The following is a 24527-nucleotide window of genomic DNA, read 5'->3' on the forward strand; positions in this document are numbered from 1 at the left end:
GGCGGATCGGTGCCACCCCCGGGGACACGTGGGGACACGTCCGCAAGAGCCCGCTTTCCGCGAGGAGTTCACGCCTTGAGCCGCACCCTCTCCACCCCGCACCGACACAGACGGACGGCCGCGTACAGCGCGGCGGCCGCGCTGATCCTGACCCTGGCCCAGCCGCTCGCGGCCCGTGCTGCGGCGCCGCCCGCGCCGCCGTCCGACGCGAAGCTGGCGGCCACGCCCGCGCGCCACGACCTCACGCGCGAGCAGTACTACTTCGTCCTCCCCGACCGCTTCGCCAACGGCGACACGGCCAACGACAAGGGCGGACTGACCGGCACGCGCCTCGCCACCGGCTACGACCCCTCGGACAAGGGCTTCTACCAGGGCGGCGACCTCAAGGGCCTGACAGGCCGGCTCGACTACATCAAGGACCTCGGCACCACCGCGATATGGCTGGCGCCGATCTTCAAGAACAAGCCGGTGCAGGGGACGGGGGAGAACGCGTCCGCCGGTTACCACGGTTACTGGATCACCGACTTCACCCAGGTCGATCCGCACTTCGGCACCAACGCCGACCTGAAGACCCTGATCTCCAAGGCCCACCGCAAGGGCATGAAGGTCTTCTTCGACGTCATCACGAACCACACCGCCGACACGGTCGACTACACCGAGAAGACGTACAGCTACCGCCCCAAGGGCGCCTACCCGTACCTGGACACCGAGGGCCGCCCCTTCGACGACGCCAAGGGTGTCCGGGCGAAGGTCGACGCGGACTCGTTCCCGTACACGCCGAAGAACACCGGCGAGATGGTTCCGTCCTGGCTGAACGACCCGGCCATGTACCACAACCGCGGCGACTCGACCTGGGAGGGCGAGTCGACCACGTACGGCGACTTCTCCGGGCTCGACGACCTGTGGACCGAGCGGCCCGAGGTCGTCAAGGGCATGGAGGACATCTACAAGACGTGGGTGCGGGACTTCGACATCGACGGTTTCCGTATCGACACCGTCAAACATGTCGACCTGGACTTCTGGACCCAGTGGGCCACCGCGCTCGACACATATGCCGCGAAGCACGGCCGCGACGACTTCTTCATGTTCGGTGAGGTGTACTCCGCCGACACCGACGTGACCTCCCCGTACGTCACCCGTGGCCGTCTCGACGCGACCCTCGACTTCCCCTTCCAGGACGCGGCCCGCGCCTACGCCTCGCAGGGCGCCCCGGCCGACAAGCTGGCCAAGGTGTTCGCCGACGACTACAAGTACGCGACCGACAAGGCCAACGCGTACGAGCAGGTCACGTTCCTCGGCAACCACGACATGGGCCGCATCGGAAGCTTTCTGAAAGCCGACAACCCGGCGGCCTCCGACGCCGAGCTGCTGCGACGCGACAAGCTGGCCAACGAGGTCATGTTCCTGTCGCGCGGCAACCCCGTCGTCTACTACGGCGACGAGCAGGGCTTCACCGGCCCCGGCGGCGACAAGGATTCCCGGCAGACCATGTTCGGCTCGAAGGTCGCCGACTACCTCGACGACGACGAGATCGGCACCGACCGTACCCACGCCGACGACGCCTACGACACCCGGCATCCGCTCTACAAGGCGATCGCCGCGCTCTCCGAGCTCCGCAAGGAGAACCCGGCGCTCGCCGACGGAACCCAGAAGGAGCTGTACGCCAAGGATTCGGTGTACGCCTTCTCGCGTACGGGCGCGGACCGCACGGGCGCGGACCGCGAGTACGTCGTGGCGGTCAACAACGCGACGACCGCGAAGACCGTGAAGCTGCCGGTCGAGTCCGCCAAGTTCCGCGCGCTGTACGGCGGTTCGGGCACGGTGAAGGCGTCCGGCGGTTCCGTCGAGGTGACGGTTCCGGCGCTTTCCTCGCTCGTCCTGCGGGCCGACGGCAAGCTCCCGGCGCCCGCCGCGAAGCCCACGCTGTCGCTGACGGCCCCGGCCGCCGGCGCCACCGGCACGGTCACCCTCTCCGCCGACCCCGGCGCCACTGCCTCCGCGCGCGTGGTGTTCGCCGCGCAGACCGGGAACGGTGCCTGGAAGACGCTCGGCTCCGTCGACCACGCCCCGTACCGCGTCACCCAGTACCTCCCCGACACGGTGGAGGCGGGGACGCCGCTGCGGTACAAGGCTGTCGTGGTGGACCGCGCCGGACGTACCGCGAGCGCCCTCGCCTCCTCGACGGCGGGGCAGCCGCCCGTACCCGAGAAGCCGACGGCCGTGGACCGCGACTACGCCGTCGTCCACTACCGGCGCACGGACGGCGACTACGACGGCTGGACGCTCACGTCCGGGTCGTCGGAGGCGCAGTTCACCGGCCGGGACGCCTTCGGCGCCTTCGCCTGGGTGAAGGTCCCGGACGGCGCGAGTTCGGTGACGTACACCGTCGAGAAGGACGGCACCGCGGACGGGCAGCGGCGCACCGTCGACCTGGCGAGGACCGGCGAGGTCTGGGTCGAGCAGGGCAAGGACGACCAGGCGTCGGCCAGGCCCGACGGCGTCTACCCGCCGCAGGACGAGAAGAAGGCCGTCGTCCACGTCCACCGCGCGGACGGTGACTACGACGGCTGGGGCCTGCACACCTGGACCGGCGCCGCGAACCCGACCGACTGGTCGAAGCCGCTCCAGCCGACCGGCAAGGACGCGTACGGCCTGATCTTCGAGGTGCCGCTCGCCGACGGCGCGACCACCCTCAACTACATCGTGCACAAGGGCGACGAGAAGGACATCGCCACCGACCGCGTCCTCGACTTCGCCACCTACGGCAAGGAGGTGTGGCTCAACGCGGGGGAGACCTCCTACCTGCTCCCGTCGGTCGGCTCGGGCGGTGACCTCGACCTGTCGAAGTCCGAGGCGCAGTGGATCGACGCGGACACCGTCGTCTGGAAGGTGACGGCGACCGCCGCCACCAGCCAGCAGCTCGTCTACGCGCCCGAGGGCGACATCACCGTCCAGGACGGTGCGCTGAGCAGCGAGGGGCACTGGCTGCGGCTGAACTCCGCCACCCTGACGGACGCGCAGAAGGCCAAGTATCCGCATCTGAAGGACTACCCGGCGTTCACCGTCGACCCGCGCGACCGCGACCGGGTGCGGGACGCGCTGCGCGGCCAGCTCATCGCGACGCAGCGCGCGGCGAACGGCGCCCTGCTGTCGGCCACCGGCGTCCAGATCCCGGGCGCCCTGGACGACGTGTACGCGGGCAGCGCCGAGAAGGCTGCCCTGGGCCCGGTGTTCAAGGGCGACAAGGTCACGCTCTCCGTCTGGGCACCGACCGCCCAGGACGTCCGCCTCGAACTCGGCGGAAAGGCGCTGGCGATGCGCCGCGACGCCGCGAGCGGCGTCTGGTCCGTCACCGGATCGGCGGCGGCCTGGCGCGGCAAGGAGTACCGGTTCGCCGTGACCGTGTGGGCGCCGAGCGTCCAGAAGCTCGTCACCAACCAGGTCACCGACCCGTACTCGGTGGCGCTCACGGCGAACTCCGAGCGCAGCCTCGTCGTCGACCTGGCCGACAAGAAGCTCGCCCCGAAGGGCTGGTCGGGCCTGACCAAGCCGAAGGCCGTCGCGATGAAGGACGCGCAGATCCAGGAGCTGCACATCCGTGACTTCTCGGTGGCGGACAGCACGACCCCGGCGAAGGACCGGGGCACCTATCTCGCCTTCACCGACAAGAAGAGCGACGGCTCGATCCACCTGCGCGAGCTGGCGAAGTCCGGCACCTCGTACGTGCACCTGCTGCCCGCCTTCGACATCGCGACCATCCCCGAGAAGAAGTCCGAGCAGTCCACGCCCGCATGTGACCTGGCGTCGTACCCCGCCGACAGCGACAAGCAGCAGGAGTGCGTGGGCAAGGCAGCTGCGAAGGACGCCTTCAACTGGGGTTACGACCCGTACCACTACACGGTCCCCGAGGGCTCGTACGCGAGTGACCCCGACGGGACGCGGCGCACCGTCGAGTTCCGGCAGATGGTGCAGTCGCTCAACGAGGACGGCCTGCGCGTCGTCATGGACGTCGTCTACAACCACACGGCGGCGGCCGGGCAGGACAAGACGTCCGTCCTCGACCGGATCGTGCCCGGCTACTACCAGCGGCTCATGGCGGACGGCTCCGTCGCCAACTCCACGTGCTGTGCCAACACCGCGCCGGAAAACGCCATGATGGGCAAGCTCGTCGTCGACTCGCTCGTCACCTGGGCCAAGGAGTACAAGGTCGACGGCTTCCGCTTCGACCTGATGGGCCACCACCCGAAGGCCAACATCCTCGCGGTCCGCAAGGCCCTCGACGCGCTCACCCTCAAGAAGGACGGCGTCGACGGCAAGAAGATCATCCTGTACGGGGAGGGCTGGAACTTCGGCGAGGTCGCCGACGACGCCCGCTTCGAGCAGGCCACGCAGAAGAACATGGCGGGCACCGGCATCGCCACCTTCGCCGACCGGGCCCGCGACGCCGTACGCGGCGGCAGCCCGTTCGACGAGGACCCGGGCGTCCAGGGCTTCGCCTCCGGTCTCTACACCGACCCCAACTCCTCGACGGCGAACGGCACGGAGGCCGAGCAGAAGGCCCGCCTCCTGCACTACCAGGACCTCATCAAGGTCGGCCTCTCCGGAAACCTCGCCGCCTACGAGTTCACCGACAGCGCGGGGAAGAAGGTGAAGGGCTCCGACGTCGACTACAACGGCGCGCCCGCCGGATACGCGGCGGCGCCCGGTGACGCCCTGGCCTATGCGGACGCGCACGACAACGAGTCCCTGTACGACACGCTGACGTACAAGCTCCCCGCGCGGACGAGCACGGCCGACCGCTCCCGTATGCAGGTCCTCGCCATGGCGACGGCCGCGCTCTCGCAGGGCCCGGCCCTGTCGCAGGCGGGCACCGATCTGCTCCGCTCGAAGTCGCTCGACCGGAACTCGTTCGACAGCGGCGACTGGTTCAACGCCATCCACTGGGACTGCCGGGCGGGCAACGGGTTCGGGCGCGGCCTGCCCCCGGCCGCCGACAACCAGGCGAAGTGGCCGTACGCGGCCCCGCTCCTCAGGTCGGTCCCCGTGCCGGGCTGCGCCGCCATCGACGGCACGTCGGCCGCGTACCAGGACCTCCTGAGGATCCGTACGGCGGAGCCGGCCTTCCACCTGGCCTCGGCCGGGCAGGTCCAGAAGGAGCTGTCGTTCCCGCTCTCCGGGAAGGACGAGACGCCGGGCGTCATCACCATGCGCCTCGGTGACCTCGTCGTCGTCATGAACGCGACGCCGCAGCGGCAGAGCCAGACGGTTCCGGCGCTGGCCGGTTCCGGCTACCGGCTGCACCCGACGCAGGCGGGCGGCTCTGACCCCGTCGTCAAGTCGGCCTCGTACGTGCGGGGTTCGGGAACGTTCGAGGTTCCCGCGCGGACGGTGGCGGTGTTCCGCCAGAGCTGAGTCCCGTACGACGACGGTGCCCCCGCCCGCGCACGGGCGGGGGCACCGTCGTCGTTCCCTACCGGTTCGGGAGACTGTGCAGGAGGCGCAGCGGGAACGCTCGCGCCATCGCGGCCATGCCCGCGTCGTTCGGGTGCAGCCCGTCGCCGCTGTCGTACGCGGCGAGCAGCCGTCCGGGGGAGGCCGGATCGCGCAGGGCGGCGTCGAAGTCCACGACGCCGTCGTAGGCGCCGCTGGTGCGGATCCAGCGGTTCACGGCCTGCCGTACCGCCTCCCGCTCCGGGGTGTAGAAGCCGAGCGAGTCGCCCTCGAAGGGCAGGATGGTCGCGCCGAGGACGCGCAGGCCGTGCTCGTGGGCGCGACGGATCAACTGCCGGTACCCGGCGATGAGTTCACCGGCCGACACCTCCTCGGACGCGGGCGCCGTGGTGCCCGGGTGGCCGAGGTCGTTGACGCCGAGCAGCACCACGACGGCGCTCGCGCCCGGCTGGCGGAGCACGTCCCGGTCGAACCGTTTCAGGCCGCTCTCGCCGAAGTACGCGGCGTAGGACTCGGCGGGGGAACCGGCGGGCGGGTTCGGGTCGCGGAGCAGGCGGTTGCCGCCGATGCCCGCGTTGAGGACGCCGGTGGAGGCCAGGCGCCGGTCGCCGCGCAGCCGTTCGGCGAGCAGGTCGGGCCAGCGGTGGTCCGCGTCGACCTGGGTGTTGGAGCCGTCGGTGATGGAGTCGCCGAACGTCACGAGCGCCGCGTCGGCCGTGCCGGGGCGCCGGTCGACGGCCACGCCCGACAGGAAGTAGCGGCTGGTCATGGTGGTGGTCGGGGTCAGATCGGGCTTGGCCGCGACATTGCCCGCCGCGACGAAGCCGTGCTGGAACGCCGAGGAGTGGACCGTGGCGGCGGGGGTGCGGCGCGGCAGGTACAGGCTGACCACCAGGGAGCCGCCCGGGGCGGTGGGCAGCGCCACCGGGTCGCTCCAGCGCTGCGCGCCCGGCGCGAGGGTCGTCGAGGAGCGGCCGCCGAAGCGCAGTCCCCGGTCCGTGGCCGGGTCGATCGCGGTGGCGGGTCCGCCGGGGGCCCGGTGCGCGACCCGGGCCTCGCCGATCGCCAGCGGGGCGGCGCCGAACTCGTTCGTGAACCGCACCCGCACCGTGCGGCCCGCGACGCTGGTGTGCACGATCTGCCGCACCGTCCGGTCCGCGAAGGCGGTGGTGTCGGAGGCGGGCACCCCGGTCGGCCCGGCGGCCCAGGTGCCGGTGTAGCCGGGGGCGGGGTGCGCCGCGTGCGCGGCGGAGGGCAGGGAGACGGCGGCGAGGAGTCCCGCCAGCGGGAGCGTCAGGAGGGCGAGGGGGCGTCTGTGCCAGAGGCGTCTTCGCATGAATCGTTCCTACGGGCGGGGCGCGGGCCCGTCAATGGGGCCTGCACCGAGATAGGCAGCCCAGGTTGCACAGTCAAGGCTGTCGATCTACGGTGGACGCATGACCGAGAAGCAAGAGGCCGCCTCCGCGACCGCCGCGCAGGCGGCCGCCGACATCTGGGTGGTGGTCGGCCGCCTGCGCCGCAAGCTGCGCTCCCTGGAGAACCTGGAGGTGTTCGAGGGCGGCGAGGGCGAGGTCGATCTGTCCCCGTCCCAGGCGTCCGTCCTCGCCCGCCTCGACAAGATCGGGGCCGCGACCGCCAGCGAACTGGCCGTCGTGGAGAACGTACGGCCGCAGTCCATGGCCAAGACCGTCATCTCGCTCGAGCGGGCCGGGCTCGTCGAGCGCCGCCAGGACCCCGACGACGGACGCCGCCAGCTGGTCTCCCTCACCCGCCCCGGACGCGAGCGCGGCCAGGGCGTGCGCCGGGCCCGGCAGGAGTGGCTCGCGCGGGCGCTCCAGGAGCACGGCACCGAGGAACAGCTGCGGGCCGTCGTCACCGCCATGAAGCTGATCGACGAGGTGACCCAGGCATGACCCGGCTCGCCGAGCGCATACGCGGGGCGCGCACGGCCGGCCCCGACGGCTTCGACCGCCGCCTCGTCGTCCCCATGATCCTGGGTTCGGTCCTGAACCCGATCAACTCCTCGATGCTCGCGGTCGCGCTCATCCCCATCGGCCGCGCCTTCGGCGCCCCGCCCGCGCAGACCGCCTGGCTCGTCACCGGCCTCTACCTCGCCACCGCCGTCGGCCAGCCCGTCATCGGCCGGCTCGTCGACGCGTTCGGCCCGCGCCGCCTCTACCTCGCGGGGACCGCCCTGGTCGGCGTCGGCGGCCTCCTCGGGATGCTGGCCCCGAACCTGTGGACCCTCGTGGCCGCGCGGGTCCTGCTCGGCTTCGGCACGTCCGCCGCCTACCCGGCCTCCATGTCGCTGCTGCGCTCCGAGTCCGACCGCACCGGTGAGAAGAGCCCGAGCGGCATCCTTGCCGCGCTGTCCGTCTCCGCGCAGGTCATCGCCGTCATCGGGCCGACACTCGGCGGGCTCCTCATCGGCGCGGGCGGCTGGCACCTGATCTTCGGGGTCAACGTGCCCCTGTCGGCCGCCTGCCTCCTGCTCGGCGCGCTGTGGCTGCCGAGGACGAAGGGCACCGTCCCCGGCACCCGCACCGACGTCCCCGGCATGGTCCTCTTCGCGGCGTCCCTGACCGCGTTCATGCTCTTCCTGACCGACCCGGGCGCCGACCGCTGGTACCTGCCCGTCGCCGGCGCGGCGACCGGCTTCTGGTTCGCCCGCCGCGAGAGGGCCGTCGACGGCCCCTTCATCGACCTCCGCGTCCTCGGCGGCAACGCCCCGCTGCTCGCCACCTACGCCCGCCAGCTCCTCGCCTACATCACCTCGTACGCCTTCCTGTACGGGTACACGCAGTGGCTCCAGGAAGGGCGCGGCCTGAGCGCCTCGCACGCGGGGTTGCTCCTGCTGCCCATGTCCCTCGCGGCCATCGCCGTCACCGCGCTGACCGGGCGGTACGCGCGCGTACGCGGCAAACTCGTCGTCGGAGCCGTCGTCCAACTCCTCGGCTGCGTCGCCCTGCTGCTGCTCGACTCGGCCACCGCGATCTGGCTCCTGATCGTGCTCGGCGCCGTCTTCGGCATCCCCCAGGGCCTGAACGGGCTCGCCAACCAGAACGCCCTGTACGCCCAGGCCGACCCGGCCCGCATGGGCTCCGCCGCAGGACTCCTGCGCACCTTCACCTACCTGGGCGCGCTCCTCGCCTCCGCCGCGAACGCCGTCTTCTTCCGCTCCGGCGCCACCAGCGCGGGCCTGCACGGCATGGCCTGGCTGCTCGTCGCCGTCGCCGCGCTGTTCCTGATCGCGTGCGTGGCCGACCGCTCACTGAGCCGCGTCGGCCGCGACACGTGACCCCGTCACCCCCCGTTGTCCGAAAGGTGTCTCCGCATGTCCGTCACCACCCTCGACCCCGCCACCGCCCTCGTCGTCATCGACCTCCAGAACGGCGTCATGGGCGCGCCCGGAACCCCGTACAGCACCGCTGACGTCCTGGAGCGCACCGTGCGCCTCGCCGACGCGTTCCGCGCCCGGAACCTGCCGGTCGTCCTCGTCCGCGTCACCCACGCCGCCGACGACGCGGACGCCGCGCCCGGCCGCACGGACACGCCGCGCCGCGCCGCCGCCCGCCCCGAGGGCTGGGACCGGATCGTCGACGCGCTCGCCGGGTCCCCGGGCGACATCGTCGTCACCAAGCGCAACTGGTCCGCGTTCTACGGCACCGACCTCGACCTGCACCTCCGCCGCCGCGGCGTCACCCAGATCGTCCTGGCCGGCATCGCCACCAGCATCGGCGTCGAGTCCACGGCCCGCGCCGCCCACGAGCACGGCTACCACGTCACCCTCGCCACCGACGCCATGACCGACCTGTCCGACGAGGCCCACCGCAACAGCGTCGAGCGGATCTTCCCGCGCCTCGGCGAGACGGGCGGGACGCAGGACGTGCTGAAGCTGCTCGCCGAAAGGTGACCCCAACTGTGTGAACCCCCCACACAACGCACGCCACTTCGCTAACCTGACGGCCCACCGGACGATGATCCGACCGGAGACCGCCGACGGGGACGATCGACGAAGACGGCTCACGGCCGACGGCTGAGAACTGAGGGGTCTGTGGGGGACGATCTCGGATTCGACGCGCTGCTCGACCACGACGGCCTGGTGGCCAGGCTCGTCGGGCGGACGCGGACAGGACGCAACAAGGAGCCGCTGTTCGGCCCCGACCTGCCCGTCGTCCTGCTGGTCGGCGGCCCCGGCATGGGCAAGGGGCGGCTGCTGCGCTCCGTGCAGCGGCACTTCAAGCCGCGCGTACCCGTCGCCTACGCCGACTGCGCCGACGCCGGCCTGCGCGGCCAGCCGGAGGAACCGCTGCACACCCGCTCGGAGACGACCGAGCTGCTGCGCGCCCTCGCCCTCGACCTGCACGACTGGGACGGCGACGGCGGGCCGGTCGCCGTGCCGCGCCTGTACGCCGGCCTCGCCGCGGTGGCCGCCAGCGACGGACACGGCACGGCGAACGCCCTCGTCGACGAGGTGCGCAGGCTCGACGAACTGCTGCCTCCCGCCTCGTTCTGGCGCGGCGTGCTGCGCGGCACCGTCAAGAACTACGTCGGCTTCCTCGCGGGCCTGGTCACCCACCCCGTCCTCGGCCCCCTCGTCAACGCCCTGATCGACGGCCTCCTCACCCAGCTCTCCGCCGACGGCAGGAAGATCCTCACCGAGTTCTACGGGACGTACCCGGGCGCGGGCGGCCAGCCCCGGTCGGGCCTGCGCGGGCTCGCCGCCGACTTCCAGCGCGGCGGCGAATCCCGCCGGATCGCGGAAGGCTTCCTGTTCCGGGCGCTGCGGGCGGACATCGAGGCCGCCTACAGCTCCGTACGCGGACGCGTCTCCCGGGCGGGCCGCCCCGTCCTCCTCCTCGACCACGCCGACACGGCGCTCGGCCGCCGGCTGCTCACACCGGTCCTGGAGGACCGCGAGCGACGCCGCCACGACCGCCTCGTCATCCTCGCGACGGCCCGGCGCGAGGACGGCGGACGCTTCCTCTACTACGCGGGCGGCGACGCGGCGGGCCCGGCCGTGTGGGACGCCTCCGCCGGCGGACTGCCGCAATGGAGCCGCCCCACCGGCACGGCCCCCGACGCCGCGCCCCTGTGGCACGGCGTGCTCCTCGTCCGGATGCCCCGGCTCTCCCGCGACGAGCAGCGCGCCGCGAGCGAGCGCGGGCGCACCGGCCACCAGGACCCCGGGCACGCCGCACGGCTGCGCGTCGACACCGGCATCCACCGGCTCAGCGCGGGCCGGCCGCTGATCGTGACCCGGCTCGGCGAGGCGAGCGCCGCGCTGCCCCTCGCGGAGTGGGAGCGGTGCACCGACTGGTCGGTCCTCGACACCCGGCTGCCCGGCACCGAGAGCGCGGAGGACCGGCCGGTCGCCGACGTCCTGCTCGACGAACTGATCGCCCGGCACCTGCCCGAGGAGCTGCCGCCCGCCCACCGCGGCCGCTGGCTCGACCTGCTCAGCCACCTCTCGGTCGCCCACGACGCCGAATGCGCCCAGGCCGTGCTGCGGGCCGCGCAGGAGGGCCGCGCGAACCCGCTGACCGCCTACCGCGCCGCCGAACTCCTGGAGGACAGCGGCTGGCCGCCCTGCCCCCGGCACTTCGTCGGCGACCTCGGCCTGCGCCGGCTCCTCATGCGCCGCCTGTACCGGATGCGGCCGGACGGCGGCGCCTGGCACACCGCCCACGCCGTCCTGCAAAGCCACTACCGGGACCTCGGCGACGACCACGCGGACGCCCGGTTCGGCACGGCAGCCGCCCATCGCGTGCACCACCTGCTCGCCTCCGACGGCGCACAGCACGTCACGCGCTACCTGTCCGACGTGTTCCTGACCCGCACCGCGAGCGCCTGGTGCGAGGAGCTCCTCGCCATCGCCGACGCGCCGCTCCTCGGCCGCCCCGACGACCGCCTCGACCGCGCGCACGGCGAGATCCACGTACCGGGCGACGCCCGGCGCCGCAGGATCGACCGGCTGCTGCACGCGGCCTGGCTCAGCGGCGAGCGGACCTGGCCCCTCGCCGACACCGTCCCGGTGTGCTGCGCGACGAACTGGGCGGTCTGAGCGAGGAGTTGGCGCACCTCGCGGACGAGGCCGTCGCCGGGCGCGGCCCCTACGGCGTGGACGCGGACCGGGCGGCCGAGGGTGCCGAACAGCTCGCCCGGGTGGCCCGCGCCTGGGGCGACCGGGCGGACGCGCGCCAGCCGCTCGAACGCTGCGCGTGCACCCAGCACATCGGATACGGCTGACAGCGCGTCCGGCACGGCGGAGCGGGCAGGGCGGGCCACGACACGAAGCGACGAAGAGGGGCGGGACACCATGGGGGACTCGCTGTACAACATCTTGTGGGCGACGCCGCTGAGACGCATCCTGGCCGTGTGCGCGGCCGCCGTGATCACCGTCGCCGCCGTCCTGCTCTGGCCCGCGCCGGACGGGCCGGAGAACTGCGCCCCCGGGGTCGAGAAGAGCGCCGGTGAATGCATCGGCGCCAACGGCACCGGCTACGACTTCGGCACCCCGGAGATCACCAAGGTGGCCCGCGCCATCGCCGAGGAGAATCAGAAGTTCGTCGGCGACAAACCCCATGTGACCGTCGCCATGGTGCTGCCCCTGCACCCTGGCCTCGCCGCCGAGCGCACGCAGTTGCGCAGCGAGATCCAGGGCGCCTACCTCGCCCAGTACCGCGCCAACCGCTCCGAGCAGGTGCCGCTGCTGCGCCTGGTCCTCGCCAACCCCGGCACCGACTACGGGCAACAGGCCAAGGTCGTCGACCAGTTGGCGCAGATGGCGCGGGACAAGCGGGACAACCTGCGGGCCGTCACCGGCTTCAACCTGAGCCTCAAGGAGACCAAGGCCGCCATCACCCGCCTCACCAGGGAACTGGGCATCCCTGTCCTCGCCAGCCGGATCAGCGGCGACGACCCGGCCAACCCCGAACCCGGCCAGGACGAGCAGCCCTACCCGGGGCTCGCCCGCATCATCCCCACCAACAGCGACCAGGCCGCCGCCCTGGCCGACTTCCACGGCGGGCTCAAGGACGCGCAGACCGTCCTCGTCAAGGACACCCGGCCCGGCGACATATACAACGCGTCGCTCGCCCGCGCCTTCAGCCACAAGGAGGACGGCCCGCCGGGCCCCAAGGACCAGCCGTTCCGCTCGCCGGACATCACCGGGACCGGCGACACCGGCAACGACTTCGTCCAGATCAGCCTCAACATCTGCGACTCCGACGCCCACTACGTCTACTTCGCCGGACGCCCCGTCCACCTGCGCCTGTTCGCCCTGAAACTCGCCGAGACGCCCTGCCACGGCAAGAAGTACAGGATCGTCAGCGGCTCCGGCTCCGCCACCCTCAACCGGTACCTGAAGAACGGTGACTGGGAGACGCTGCGCGGCGGCGACGGCACGGCCGCGCCCACCGTCACGGTCCAGTACACCGCCCCCGGCCACCCCGACGCCTGGAACCGGGCCCTGCGCGACTGGGACCGCGCCCACCCCGGCAAGGACGACCGCCCCGAGTACCTCACCCAACCCGCCGGGGAACTGGCGGACCTGCGCCGCCTCGCCGAGCGGCGGACGGCGGGCGACATCGGCCCGGTGCGGTTCGACGACTCCCGCACCATGCTCGTCCACGACGGCGTCCGGACCATCGCCACCGCCGTCTTCCTCGCCAACTCGCAGACCGGGGGAGACGTGCCCTCCCTCCAGCGCGTCACCGCGGAGTGGCCGCGCCTGGAGTCCCGCCACCGCGTCATCGGCACCAGCGGCTGGATCTGCCTGACCAACGCGGGCAACGCCTACGACAAGCCGGTCTCCGTCGTCGAACTCGACCCCGAGACCCGCGCCGTCGAGTTCGTCGGCATCGGCTGGCCCAAGGGGCGCCCGCAGCCCGACGACTGCGTCGTGCCCAGCGAGGGCTGAGTCCGGCCACAAGTGCCGTCCCCGGGCGGCCGGGCCCCGGCCGTGACCTGGTCCGGACCAAGTGGCAGGATCTAGGGGTTCGCGAACTCAGGGGGGCCAGGGTGACACGACGGGAACAAGGGGCGCGCCGTGCCGGGAGGGCGCGAAGACGCCTGACGCGGGTGCTGGTGTCGGGCGTGGTGGTCGCCGCCGTGTTCGGAGCCGCCGGCGGCGCCTACGCGTACTGGCGCCACAGCAAGGCGCTCGCCATCACCCGGTGCGTCCGGGACGGCGCCGGAGCGGACACGGCCGCGATCGGCGCCGCGCCGGGCACGCTGCCCGTGGTCGGCCCCGGCACCTTCAGCACGGCGCGCGGCGAAGGGGCACCGGTCGGCTCCGGGCACCGGCTTCGGCGTTACAAGGTGCAGGTCGAGGACGGCATCGGGATCAAGGCGGACACCGCCGCCCGGGAGATCGCGGGCATCCTCGGCGACCCGCGCGGCTGGAGCCGCGACGGCGTCGACCGGTTCCAGCTCGTCGGCTCCGGGCCGCGCGACTTCATCATCAAGATCGCCACACCGCACACCGTCGACTGCCTCTGCGGCTCCGCGGGCCTGGACACCGGCGGCGAGGTGAACTGCAGCATCGGCCAGTCGGTCGTGGTCAATCTGCGGCGCTGGGTGCAGGGCTCGCCCGAGTTCGACGGGCCCCTCACCGACTACCGGGCGCTGATCGTCAACCACGAGGTCGGCCACCGCATCGGCCACGGCCACGAGACGTGCCCGGCGGCCGGCCGGCCCGCGCCCGCGATGATGCAGCAGATCAAGGGCCTGCACGGCTGCACCGCGAACGCCTGGCCGTACGACCGCGCGGGCATCTACCTCGGCGGCCCGCACGTGTCCTGAGGGGCCCGCGCCCCGTCTCACATCAGCCCCAGCTCCCGTCCCCGGTCCACGGCCTCGGCGCGGGTGCGCGCGCCGAGCTTCCGGTACACCGCGCGGGTGTGGCTCTTGACCGTGTTGTACGAGACGTACATGCCGTCGGCGATCTGCCGCAGCGGCGCCTCGTGCTGCAATGCGTGGAGCACGGCGAGCTGGCGGTCCGTCAGCGGTTCGAGCGCGGCGGGTGCGCCGGCCGCCCGTCCCGTTTCCGGCACGGAGGCCAGCACGGCGGACGCCTCGTCCCTCAGCTCACGCGCGCTCCGCGCGTCCGTCACGTCCTCCGCGATCTCGACCAGGACACCGGCGACCCACACCAGACACGTCGTCACCGCCTCGTCCGCGCCCAGCGGGCCGCGGCTCAGCGAGCGCAGCCGGCCGTGCAGATCCGCCACCCGCCCGTCCACCGGCCCGGGGCCGTCGGGCCCCGGGCGCAGCATGTGCGTGTGCATGCCCTCCACCTCCCCATGTGACAGGGCATCTCCCTCCCACGGTGGGGGCGGAACGGGGGCCGGGGAAGGGGCTTGTCGGCCCTCCGTGGCCGGGGCGGGGCTCAGCGGCCGGGTCCGGGGCTCAGCGGCCGGGTCCGGGACTCAGCGTCCGGCGTCGCGGGGGCCGGGCAGCCGCCGTACCTCGAGCAGCTCAAGGCCGAACGTCTGGACGCGGTCGAGGATCCCGTACAACGCAGCCTGGTCGAGCCCGGAGCCGAGGAGGACGGTCTCGGCCGGGTGCAGCACGATCGTCAACTCGCCGAACTCCGCCCGGAACGCCTCGGCGATCCTGCCCCGGACCCGGATCTCGTAGTCGGCGCCCGACGACGGCCCGTCCGATCCGGAGCCCGTCCGCGCCCCGCCCATGACGCCACCTCCCGTACGCGAGCCCGGCCCGTGGACGACCCTGCCGCCGGGCCGCGACGCGGCGCATCACCTTGTGCGGGTGACACGGACGCGGCGGCGGCCGGGGGAGCGGGCGGGGTGGTCCGTTGGCCCTCTCCCGGCCGCCCGGCGCGCGCCATGGCTGAACCATTGGCCCAGCGCATCCGGGGCCTGTTGAACCATCAGTCCCCCGGATGCTGCAATGCACGGGTCGATGGCGCCGCGGATCCTCCGGGATCTCCGTGGCGCCTTCCTCATGTCCGGGCCGCGAACGGCCCGGAATGCGGAGCGGAACGGTCGGGAAGGGCGGGGACATTGCTGAAGAGGGCCTTCGTGGCGCCGGATCCGGGACGGGCGCGGCTGCGGTTCGCGAGCCGGGCCGTGCTCGGGATCGGGCTCGCCGTGGCGGTGAGCGGGGCGCTGGGCCACGCGCTGACGTCGGCCGTCACGGGCGGGCTCGCCGCGCTGCTCGCCCTGTTCACGGTGACCGACGCGACGGTCCGCGGCCAGGCGGTGACGACGGCGCTGCTGCCCGTCGCGGGCCTCCCCGTCCTCGCGCTCGCCGCGCTCCTGCACGCCCAGCCGCTCGCCCGTGACCTGGTCTTCCTCGCGATCGTCGGGGCGGGCGTCTATGCGCGGCGGTGGGGGCCGCGCGGCCACTCCCTCGGCGTGTTCGCCTTCATGACCTACTTCGCGGCCCAGTTCCTGCACACCACACCCGGCCGGCTCCCCGAGCTGTACGCGGCGGTGCTGCTCTCGCTCGCGGTCGCCGCCGGGGTGCGGTTCGGCGCGTGGTGCTACGAGCGCCGGGCGCCGGTCCCCGCGCCCGTACCCGTCCCGTTCACGGGGACGGGTCTCGCCCGGATCACGACCCGCCAGGCCGTGCAGGCGACCGCGGGCGCGGGCTTCGCGCTCGCCGTCGGTCAGCTCCTCTCCGACCAGCGCTGGTACTGGGCCGTCGGCGCCACCTGGTGGGTCTTCGTGAACACGACCTCGCGCGGCGAGACCCTCGTACGGGGCTTCCGGCGCTTCCTGGGCACCGTGCTCGGCATCGTCCTCGGCTTCCTGGTCGCCGTACCGCTGCACGACGAGCCGGTGGTGGCCGCCCTGGTGATCGCCCTCAGCGTCTTCGGGATCTTCTACACGGCCGCCGTCTCCTACACGTGGATGATGCTCGCCGTGACCACCATGGCGAGCATGCTCTACGGGCTCCTCGGCGTCCTCGACCCCGCCCTCCTCGCCCTGCGGGTGGCGGAGACGGCGGTAGGGGCGCTCGGCGCCGTCCTCGCCGTGCTCCTCGTCCTGCCCGTCACCACGCACTCCGTCACCGACGCCTGGGTCGCACGCGCCCTGCGCTGCGTCCACACCTGCACCGCGGAGGCCGCAGCCCGCCTCGCCGGGGACGACACGGCGGACCCCGCCCCGCGCGTCGCCGAACTGGAGTCGCTGCTGGCCCGCGTGCGCCTCTCCCTCGCCCCCCTCGTCCACCCGCTCAGCCCGCTCGGGGCCCGCAAGGGCCGCGCCCGGCACATCCTCGCCCTCCTCGACGACTGCGCCCGCGAGGTCCGCGGCCTCGCCTCCGTCGCGGCGGACCCGGAGGCCTCGCACGACGCCCGCCTGGCCGCCGCCTGCTGGCGTGTGGAGGCGGCGGTGGAGGCGCTGACGGCCCCGGCCCCGTACGCGGCGGGCGTCGACACCGCGCCCGGGGCGCCCGAGGCGGAACCCGTCCTGGCCCACCTGCACGCGCTGGAGCGGGCCCTGGTCGAGATGGCGGTTCCGCTGCGCGGAGCGGCCGCGCGGGCGTAGGCGGAGCGGGCGCGGGGCCGTGGACCGGGGCACGCGCTGCCCCGACACCGCCCGTCTCCCCTCGACGGCCTGCCGAGGGCCCGCTGCTACGGTCGGCGCACGGGCACGCGGCCCGTACGCCGAAAGGGGACACAGTGACCGGCAGTCAGTCAGGACGGTCAGGACGGGCCTACATCGGATCGTTCACGGCGGCGGGCGGTCCAGGCATCGTCACCGCGACGGTGGACCCCTTCGACAGCGCGCTGACCCTCCTCGGCGCCAGCGACGCCACGCCCGACCCCTCGTACCTGGCGCTCGGCGCCGACGGCGGGCTCCTCTACGCGGTCGGCGAGACGGCCGACGGCACGGTCACCGCGTACCGCACGGACACCACCCCGGTGACCCCGGTCGGCAAGCCCGCCCCCGTCGACGGCGACGGCCCCACGCACCTGTCCCTCTGGGGCGGCCACGTGCTCACCGCCAACTACGGCTCCGGCAGCGTCACCGCGCTCCCGCTGCGCGCCGACGGCTCCCCGGACGCGGGCGGCCGCGCCCTGCTGCGGCACACCGGCTCCGGTCCGCACCCGCAGCGCCAGCAGGGCCCGCACGCCCACCAGGTCCTGCCGGACCCGAGCGGCCGGTGGGCGGTCGGCGTCGACCTCGGCACCGACTCCGTCCGCGTCTGCGCCCTCACCGGCGGCCGGCTCACCGTCCACCACGAGACGGCCCTGCGCCCCGGCTCCGGCCCCCGCCACCTGGTCTTCCACCCGTCGGCCGGATTCGCGTACGTCCTCAACGAACTCACCCCGACGCTCACCGTCTGCCAGTGGGACGCGGACGCGGGCATCCTCAAGCCGCTGACGGAGGTCTCCGTCCTGGCCGAGGCGCCGCGCGGGGACGCCTACCCCTCCGAGATCGTCGTCTCGCCCGACGGCCGCTTCCTGTGGACGGCGACGCGCGGCGAGGACGTGATCTCCACGTTCACCCTGGACCCCACGGGCGAACACCCCACCCTCCGCGCGACGACCCCCTGCGGCGGCCACTGGCCCCGCGACCTGGCCCTGGCCCCGTCGGCCCACCACCTCTACGCGGCGAACGAACACTCCGGAGACGTCACCTGGTTCACCCTGGACAAGCAGACGGGCGAGCCGACGAGAAGGGGCTCGGTACGGGTCCAGGCGGCATCCTGCGTGATCTTCGACTGACCAGCCCCGCCCGTCGAGCGAGAAGCGAGCAAGCTGCAGGTACGGCCACCGTGCCCGCGGGGCGCGCGAGGTCGGCCGATCAAGCCCGTCCGGCGCTTGAGGACGAGCCCGAAGGGCGATGATCGAGCCCGCAGGGCGAGCCGAGCAAAGGAGCCCCGCACAGCGAAAACCGCACCCACGACAAAGGGCCCGGGACAAAAAGTCCCGGGCCCGCTGTCGTACCGGTCAACCGCCGGAGGCAACCGGCTGGGGCGTGATCCCCAGCGCCGCCGTGTACTTGGCGAGCGCCAGCTTCCCCATCGCCGGATACGCCCCGAGCGGCGCCGCGGAGGCGAGCCCCGCGTCCTTGGCGGCCGCCTCCCACACGCTCGGGTCCAGCTCGGGCCCGACGAGGTACGGCGCGAGCGCGAGCTGCTGGGAGCCGGAGCCGCGCAGCTGCTCGGCGGTGGCGGCGATGGCGCCCTCCTCGTCGAGCGCGGCGGCGATCACGGGCACGGCGAGCCGCGCGGCGAGCAGCATTCCGGTGATCCCGGCGGCCTGCACCGCCTCCTCGCCGCCGACCGACGCGAGGATGATGCCGTCGGCGGCGGTCGCCACGGTGAACAGGCGGGCCCGGTCGGCGCGGGCGAGCCCGGCCTCGGAGAGCCGCACGTGCAGGGCCTCCGCGAGCAGCGGGTGCGGGCCGAGGACGTCCGTCAGCTCGGCGGCGACGCGGCTGTCGGCGAGGGACTGGCGGATCTCGCGCAGCAGCGCGCTGTCCGGACCGGCGAGCAGCGGTACGACGACCGCGACGGGGCCCTCGGGCGCGGTCGCCTCGACGCCGGCGGCGACGGCCTGCTCGTAGCGGGCGGTGCGCTCCTTCGCGGCGTGCGCGAGCACGGAGGCGAGGGAGGGGAACTCGGCGGACACCGGGAAGTCGGTGCTCTCCCCGTCGACGAAGCCGACGCGCGCGTCCAGACCGGGGAGCTCGGACCGGGCGATGCTCACGACCTCGTCGGCGAGCATGCGCGTCTCGGCGCTGGGCGTGCCGGGCACGGCCAGCACGAGGGCCGGTGCGCCCTCGGGGGCGGCCACGGGTTCCGGACGGCGGTGGCGTCCGGGCTGGCGAGGTCGCGGCATTCGTACAGGCAGGCCGGAAGCGGGCCCATTGGGGGAGCTCATGGCGCCGCATGCTACTGGCTCTCCCGGCCCTGTCGCGCGGTCAGGGGGCAGCTGAGCGGTATCCGTCCGCGATTGTCCGATCGGTTACGGATGCTTCAAGTGTCCTGGTCCGCGCGGGTGCGTGAGGTTTACGGGACGTACAGCAGACGCCCCTCCCGCGGCAACCGGAGGTCACCCGCCGCGAGGGCGTCCGCGATGACGAGCGACCCGTTGAGCGGGTCACCGGCGGCGGAGACGACGGTGGCGCCCGGGAGCTGTTCCGCGAGCTCCGCGCGGAGCGGGCCGAGCAGGGGTTCGCCCATGTTGAGGAGCCCGCCGGTCAGTGCCACCTCGCCGCCGTCCGCCGGGCAGACCGCGGCGGCCGCCTCCGCGATGTGCCGGGCGGCGTCGCGCAGGATCCCGGCGGCGACCGGGTCGTGCCCGGCGCAGCGGGCGACGTCCGGGGCGAACGAGGCGAGCGCGGCGGGCCGGTCGGCGCGCGGGTAGATCCGTCCGGGCAGCTCGCCGGCCGGGCCGAACCGCTTCTCGGCCTCGTCGAGCAGCGCCGCGCTGCCGCCGCGCCGCCCGTCGTGCGCCCGCATCGCCGCGTCGAGCCCGGCCCGGCCGATCCAGGCGCCGCCCCCGCTGTCGCCGAGCAGATGGCCCCAGCCGTCGGCCCTGCGCCAGGCGGTGAGGTCGGTGCCGAGGGCGATAAGTCCGGTCCCGGCGGCGACGACCGCGCCGGGCCGCTGGCCGAGCGCGCCCGCGTACGCGGTGACGGCGTCCCCGGCCAACGCGAGCCGTGTGACGCCCAGTTCACGCTTGAGCGCGTCGGGCAGTTCGGCCCGCAGCCCGTCGCCGAGCGTCGCCATTCCGGCGGCCCCGACGGCCACGGCGGCCAGGTCCGGGTCTCCGGCCGTCTTCAGCAACTCCCGGGTTATGGGCAGCAGTTGATCCAGCAGATGCGCCGGGTCGATGCCCGCCGTCACGGTGCGTACGGGCTCGCGGGACACCGTGGTCTGCGCGCGGGACAGGGCGTCGGCGGGGGCGAGCGCGACGCGCAGGCCCGAGCCGCCGGAGTCGACGCCGAGCACCCAACGCGCCGCGTCCGGCGCCGTGTCGGCGGCCGTCGCCTCGTTCGCTGTGCGCACCCGGTGCCCTCCTGTCCTCGGTCCGTCCGTCCCCGCCGCCCGGTGCGGGGAAGGGACGAGGAGGAACACTAGCGCCGCCGCACCCCCTCCCGTACACCCCTTCCGCGCATGGGTTCCCCGGCGGCGGGGTGAGGGCGCCGGGGCAGTAGAGTGACGCGTCGTGGCAGCGCGACCTTTGAACGAACTTGTCGAAGACGGCTGGGCGAAGGCCCTGGAGCCCGTGGCCGGACGCATCGCGGCCATGGGGGACTTCCTGCGGTCCGAGATCGCCGCCGGGCGGACCTACCTCCCGGCCGGGGCGAACGTGCTCAGAGCCTTCCAGCAGCCGTTCGACGACGTCCGGGTGCTCATCGTCGGCCAGGACCCGTACCCCACCCCCGGTATGGCGATCGGCCTGAGCTTCGCCGTGTCGCCCGACGTCCGGACGCTGCCCGGCTCCCTGCAGAACATCTACCGCGAGCTGAACGCGGACCTCGGCCTGCCCCGCCCGTCCAACGGCGACCTGACCCCCTGGACGAAGCAGGGCGTGCTGCTGCTCAACAGGGCGCTGACGACCGCTCCGCGCAGCCCCGGGGCGCACCGCGGCAAGGGCTGGGAAGAGGTCACCGAGCAGGCGATACGGGCGCTGGTCGCCCGGAACCGGCCGCTCGTCTCCGTGCTGTGGGGGCGCGACGCACGCAATCTGCGCCCCCTGCTCGGACAGTTGCCGGCGATCGAGTCCGCGCACCCCTCGCCCATGTCGGCGGACCGCGGCTTCTTCGGCTCCCGCCCCTTCAGCCGCACCAACGAGCTGCTGACCGGGCTCGGCGCGCAGCCGGTGGACTGGCGCCTGCCCTAACCCTCGCGGCCGCCCGGCGCCACGGCCTCACCCCACGACCGCCGCGCGCACGCACAGCACGTCCGGCAGGTGGGACGCCACCTGCCGCCAGCTGTCGCCGTCGTCGGCCGACGCGTACACCTCCCCGTTCCGGTTGCCGAAGTAGACGCCCGCCGGGTCCGCGTCGTCCGTGCACAGCGCGTCCCGCAGCACCGTGCCGTAGTGATCGCCCTCGGGGAGCCCGCTGGTCAGCGGCGCCCAGCTCGCGCCCGCGTCCTGGGTGCGGTAGACGCGGCAGCGCCGCTCGGCCGGGACCCGGTCGATGTCGGCGGTGATCGGGAAGACGTACGCCGTGTCCGCGCGGTGCGGGTGCGCGGCGACGCCGAAGCCGAACGTCGACGGCAGCCCCGCACCGATGTCGGTCCACTTCGCGCCCGCGTCGTCGCTGCGGTACACGCCCCAGTGGTTCTGCAGGTACAGCCGGTCCGGGTCCACCGCGTCCCGCGCCACCTTGTGCACGCACTGGCCGAACTCCGGATCGGGGTCGGGCAGGAACACGGCGGCCACCCCGGAGTTCGACGGGGCCCAGTTCTCGCCGCCGTCCGCCGAGCGGAACACCCCGGCCGTCGACACCGCCACCGTCAGCGCCCCCGGGTCCCGGGCGTCCGTGAGGACCGTGTGCAGGCCCTCACCGCCGCCGCCCGGCACCCACCGGGAGCGCGTCGGATGCTCCCAGAGCGGGCGGCACAGCTCGAAGGACTCGCCCCGGTCGACCGAGCGGTACAGCGCCGCCGGCTCCGTGCCCGCGTAGACCACGTCCGGCTCGGCCGCCGCCGGGTGCAGCTGCCACACCCGCTCCAGGGAGGCACCGGTGTCCTTGGGGAACTTCACGGCGGGCGCGGACGGCTCCGTCCAGGTGCGCCCGAGGTCGTCCGAGTGGAACACGGACGGGCCGTAGTGCGCGCTGTCGCCGCCCACGAGCAGCCGGGGCGTGTCCGTGCGGGTGTCGAGCGCGACGGAGTACACCGCCTGCGCGTTGAAGTACGGGCTCGCGTCGAACTCCCAGGCCCCGCCGCCGCGCCTGCGCCCGAGGAAGAGCCCTTTGCGCGTGCCCACCGCCAGCAGTACGTCCGTCATGCCGAACACCTCCGAAACGCCGTTGTCTCCAGGTGTCCGTCAGTCTGCACCCCACCACTGACAACGGCCGCTCCGGACGGCTGTGTCGCAGGTCAGGCCGGTACGGCGACCCCCAGCGGGAAGTGGCACGCCACCTGGTGCCCCGGCGTGTCCGGGCTCGACACGGGCGGCTCGACCGTCGCGCACACGTCCCGCGCGATCGGGCACCGCGTGCGGAACCGGCAGCCGGACGGGGGCCGCGCCGCCGACGGGGTCTCGCCGGCCAGCGGCGTACCGGACGCGGCGGCCTCCGGGTCGGGCACGTTGACGGTGTCGAGGAGCCCGCGCGTGTACGGGTGCAGCGGCCGGTTGTACACCTGCTCGGCGGGGCCCACCTCGACCAGCTTGCCGAGGTACATGACGCCGACCGTGTCGGCGAGGTAGCGGACCACGGCCAGGTCGTGCGAGATGAACAGGTACGTCAGACCGCGTTCGCGCTGCAGCTCCCGCATCAGGTTGAGGATCTGCGCCTGCACGGACACGTCGAGCGCGGAGACCGGCTCGTCGGCCACCACCAGCTCCGGCGAGAGCGTCAGCGCCCGTGCCAGGCCGAGGCGTTGGCGCTGGCCCCCGGAGAACTCGTGCGGGTAACGGTGCACCGCGCCGCGCGGAAGCCCCACCGCGTCGAGCAGTTCGCCGATGAGTCTCTCCTGCTCGGCCCGGTTGCCGACGCCCTGGATGACGAGCGGTTCGCGCAGGATCTCGCCGACGCGCATACGCGGGTCCATCGCCGCCGTCGAGTCCTGGAACATCAGCTGGACGCGCTTGCGGTGCGCCCGGCGCTCGGCGCGCGAGAGGTCCGCGCGGTCGCGGCCCTCGAAGCGGACGGCGCCGGACGTCGGCTCCTCCAGGCCCGCGACGATCCGCCCCAGCGTCGTCTTGCCGCAGCCGGACTCGCCGACCATGCCGAACGTCTCGCCCCTGCGCACGGTGAGGGAGACCCCGCCGACCGCGCTGACCGTGCCCTTGGAGCGCGAGAAGGGCCCGCCCTTGAGAGGGAACTCCTTCACCAGGGTGTCGAGTGCGAGGAGTACGTCATCGCTGGCGGTGTCCCGGGCGGGCAGCGGCGCGGGCGCCACCACCTCGTCGGGGGCCGCCTCGCGCACGTCGGGCACGGGGTGGAAGCAGGCGAACCGGTGCCCGGCGCCCCGCACCTCGTCCTCGACGAGGAACGGCTCCTTCTCGCGGCACTCGTCGGTCGCGAACAGGCAGCGCGGCGCGAACCGGCAGCCCGTCGGGCGCACCGTCAGGCTCGGCGGCAGACCGGCGATGGTGTGCAGTTCGGTGTCGTGGTCGGCGGCGCGCTCGGGCAGCGCCGCGAACAGCGCCTCGGTGTACCGGTGGCGCGGGCGCGCGAACAGGCCGCGTACGTCCGCCTGCTCGGCGACCCTGCCCGCGTACATCACGGCGACCCGGTCGACCCGGTTGGCGATCACGCCGAGGTCGTGGGTGACCAGGATCATCGCCATGCCGAGCCGCGACCGCAGGTCGTCGATCAGCTCCAGGATCTGGTGCTGCGTCGTCACGTCGAGGGCGGTCGTCGGCTCGTCCGCGATGAGGAGCTTCGGCTCGCAGACGAGCGCCATGGCGATGGCGACGCGCTGGCGCATACCGCCGGACAGCTGGTGCGGATAGGCCGACATGCGCTCGGCGGGCTGCGGCATGCCCACAAGGCGCAGCGTCTCCTCCGCGCGCGCGTACGCCTCCTTCCTCGTCACGTCGCGGTGGAGCAGGAGCGGCTCGGCGACCTGCGCGCCGATCGTCATCGTCGGGTTGAGGGAGGTCAGCGGGTCCTGGAAGACCATGCCGATGGTGTTGCCGCGGACGTCCTGGAGGACGGGCGCGGGCGCGGCTGCCAGGTCGTGTCCGTCGAAGAGGATGCGGCCGCCGGTGACGGTGCCGCCGGGCGGCAGCAGGCCGAGGACGCTGAGCGCCGTCATGGTCTTGCCGCAGCCGGACTCGCCGACGACGCCGAGCGCCTCGCCGGGGGCCAGCTCCAGCGAGATGCCGTCGAGGGCGTGGACGGTGCGGTCGCGCGAGGCGATGTCGACCCGCAGATCTTCGATCTTGAGCAGAGGCTCGGTCATGT

At 73.6% G+C, this 24527-nt stretch carries 18 protein-coding genes; 11 read left to right on the top strand and 7 right to left on the bottom strand.

The window, feature by feature from the left end:
- The first annotated feature begins 75 nt into the window (after nt 1–75).
- Complete coding sequence (gene pulA / locus C1N81_RS37645; RefSeq protein WP_394435865.1) at nt 76–5412, top strand: pullulanase-type alpha-1,6-glucosidase; 5337 nt, start codon at nt 76–78, stop codon at nt 5410–5412.
- Nucleotides 5413–5470: 58 nt separating this feature from the next.
- Here pulA and C1N81_RS37650 read toward each other — a convergent pair whose 3' ends face one another.
- Entirely contained in the window at nt 5471–6787 is a 1317-nt protein-coding gene (locus C1N81_RS37650) for an SGNH/GDSL hydrolase family protein (RefSeq protein ID WP_394435866.1), read from the bottom strand.
- 100 nt (nt 6788–6887) lie between these two features.
- Here C1N81_RS37650 and C1N81_RS37655 point away from each other — a divergent pair, with 100 nt between their 5' ends.
- From C1N81_RS37655 to C1N81_RS37685, 7 genes are all read left to right on the top strand, one after another.
- On the top strand, nt 6888–7364 hold the full coding sequence (locus C1N81_RS37655; protein ID WP_394435867.1) for a MarR family transcriptional regulator: 477 nt from the start codon (nt 6888–6890) through the stop codon (nt 7362–7364).
- Nucleotides 7361–8749, top strand: a complete 1389-nt coding sequence (locus C1N81_RS37660) for an MFS transporter (RefSeq protein WP_394435868.1) — start codon at nt 7361–7363, stop codon at nt 8747–8749. Before C1N81_RS37655 ends, C1N81_RS37660 begins: the two co-directional genes overlap by 4 nt.
- Before the next feature lie 36 nt (nt 8750–8785).
- The gene (locus C1N81_RS37665; RefSeq protein WP_394435869.1) at nt 8786–9364 is read left to right on the top strand and encodes a hydrolase; all 579 of its coding nucleotides are present in this window, start codon (nt 8786–8788) and stop codon (nt 9362–9364) included.
- A 141-nt stretch (nt 9365–9505) separates the two neighbouring features.
- Nucleotides 9506–11515: a P-loop NTPase family protein gene (locus tag C1N81_RS37670; protein WP_394435870.1), complete on the top strand. Its 2010-nt coding sequence runs from the start codon at nt 9506–9508 to the stop codon at nt 11513–11515.
- On the top strand, nt 11488–11700 hold the full coding sequence (locus C1N81_RS37675) for a hypothetical protein (protein WP_394435871.1): 213 nt from the start codon (nt 11488–11490) through the stop codon (nt 11698–11700). The genes C1N81_RS37670 and C1N81_RS37675 overlap by 28 nt, the downstream gene beginning before the upstream one ends.
- A gap of 70 nt (nt 11701–11770) precedes the next feature.
- Complete coding sequence (locus C1N81_RS37680) at nt 11771–13372, top strand: type 1 periplasmic-binding domain-containing protein (RefSeq protein ID WP_394435872.1); 1602 nt, start codon at nt 11771–11773, stop codon at nt 13370–13372.
- A 176-nt stretch (nt 13373–13548) separates the two neighbouring features.
- Nucleotides 13549–14256, top strand: coding sequence for a DUF3152 domain-containing protein (locus C1N81_RS37685; RefSeq protein WP_394435873.1), 708 nt, complete (start codon nt 13549–13551; stop codon nt 14254–14256).
- Nucleotides 14257–14273: 17 nt separating this feature from the next.
- Here C1N81_RS37685 and C1N81_RS37690 read toward each other — a convergent pair whose 3' ends face one another.
- Both C1N81_RS37690 and C1N81_RS37695 read right to left on the bottom strand, forming a co-directional pair.
- Complete coding sequence (locus tag C1N81_RS37690) at nt 14274–14741, bottom strand: LuxR C-terminal-related transcriptional regulator (RefSeq protein ID WP_394435874.1); 468 nt, start codon at nt 14739–14741, stop codon at nt 14274–14276.
- Between the two features lie 141 nt (nt 14742–14882).
- Nucleotides 14883–15146 carry a hypothetical protein gene (locus C1N81_RS37695; protein WP_394435875.1) on the bottom strand — a complete coding sequence of 88 codons (264 nt, stop codon included), beginning with the start codon at nt 15144–15146 and terminating at the stop codon, nt 14883–14885.
- Between the two features lie 333 nt (nt 15147–15479).
- Between C1N81_RS37695 and C1N81_RS37700 the strand changes: the two genes are divergently transcribed.
- Together C1N81_RS37700 and C1N81_RS37705 are read left to right on the top strand one after the other, a co-directional pair.
- Complete coding sequence (locus tag C1N81_RS37700) at nt 15480–16970, top strand: FUSC family protein (RefSeq protein WP_394435876.1); 1491 nt, start codon at nt 15480–15482, stop codon at nt 16968–16970.
- Nucleotides 16971–17104: 134 nt separating this feature from the next.
- Nucleotides 17105–18154: a lactonase family protein gene (locus C1N81_RS37705; RefSeq protein WP_394435877.1), complete on the top strand. Its 1050-nt coding sequence runs from the start codon at nt 17105–17107 to the stop codon at nt 18152–18154.
- Between the two features lie 225 nt (nt 18155–18379).
- On the opposite strand, the gene C1N81_RS37710 is transcribed toward C1N81_RS37705, so the two are convergent.
- Complete coding sequence (locus C1N81_RS37710) at nt 18380–19315, bottom strand: sirohydrochlorin chelatase (RefSeq protein ID WP_394435878.1); 936 nt, start codon at nt 19313–19315, stop codon at nt 18380–18382.
- A 128-nt stretch (nt 19316–19443) separates the two neighbouring features.
- Entirely contained in the window at nt 19444–20445 is a 1002-nt protein-coding gene (locus tag C1N81_RS37715) for an N-acetylglucosamine kinase (RefSeq protein WP_394435879.1), read from the bottom strand.
- A gap of 160 nt (nt 20446–20605) precedes the next feature.
- On the opposite strand from C1N81_RS37715, the gene C1N81_RS37720 reads away from it, so the two are divergent.
- Nucleotides 20606–21283 (top strand): uracil-DNA glycosylase, encoded by a 678-nt coding sequence (locus tag C1N81_RS37720; RefSeq protein ID WP_394435880.1) that lies wholly within the window; start codon nt 20606–20608, stop codon nt 21281–21283.
- A gap of 27 nt (nt 21284–21310) precedes the next feature.
- Here the strand turns inward: C1N81_RS37720 and C1N81_RS37725 are convergent, their stop codons facing one another.
- Nucleotides 21311–22399 carry a WD40/YVTN/BNR-like repeat-containing protein gene (locus tag C1N81_RS37725; RefSeq protein ID WP_394435881.1) on the bottom strand — a complete coding sequence of 363 codons (1089 nt, stop codon included), beginning with the start codon at nt 22397–22399 and terminating at the stop codon, nt 21311–21313.
- Between the two features lie 92 nt (nt 22400–22491).
- Complete coding sequence (locus tag C1N81_RS37730; RefSeq protein ID WP_394435883.1) at nt 22492–24525, bottom strand: ABC transporter ATP-binding protein; 2034 nt, start codon at nt 24523–24525, stop codon at nt 22492–22494.
- Nucleotides 24526–24527 lie beyond the last annotated feature (2 nt).

The organism is Streptomyces sp. SGAir0957, from assembly GCF_043523415.1.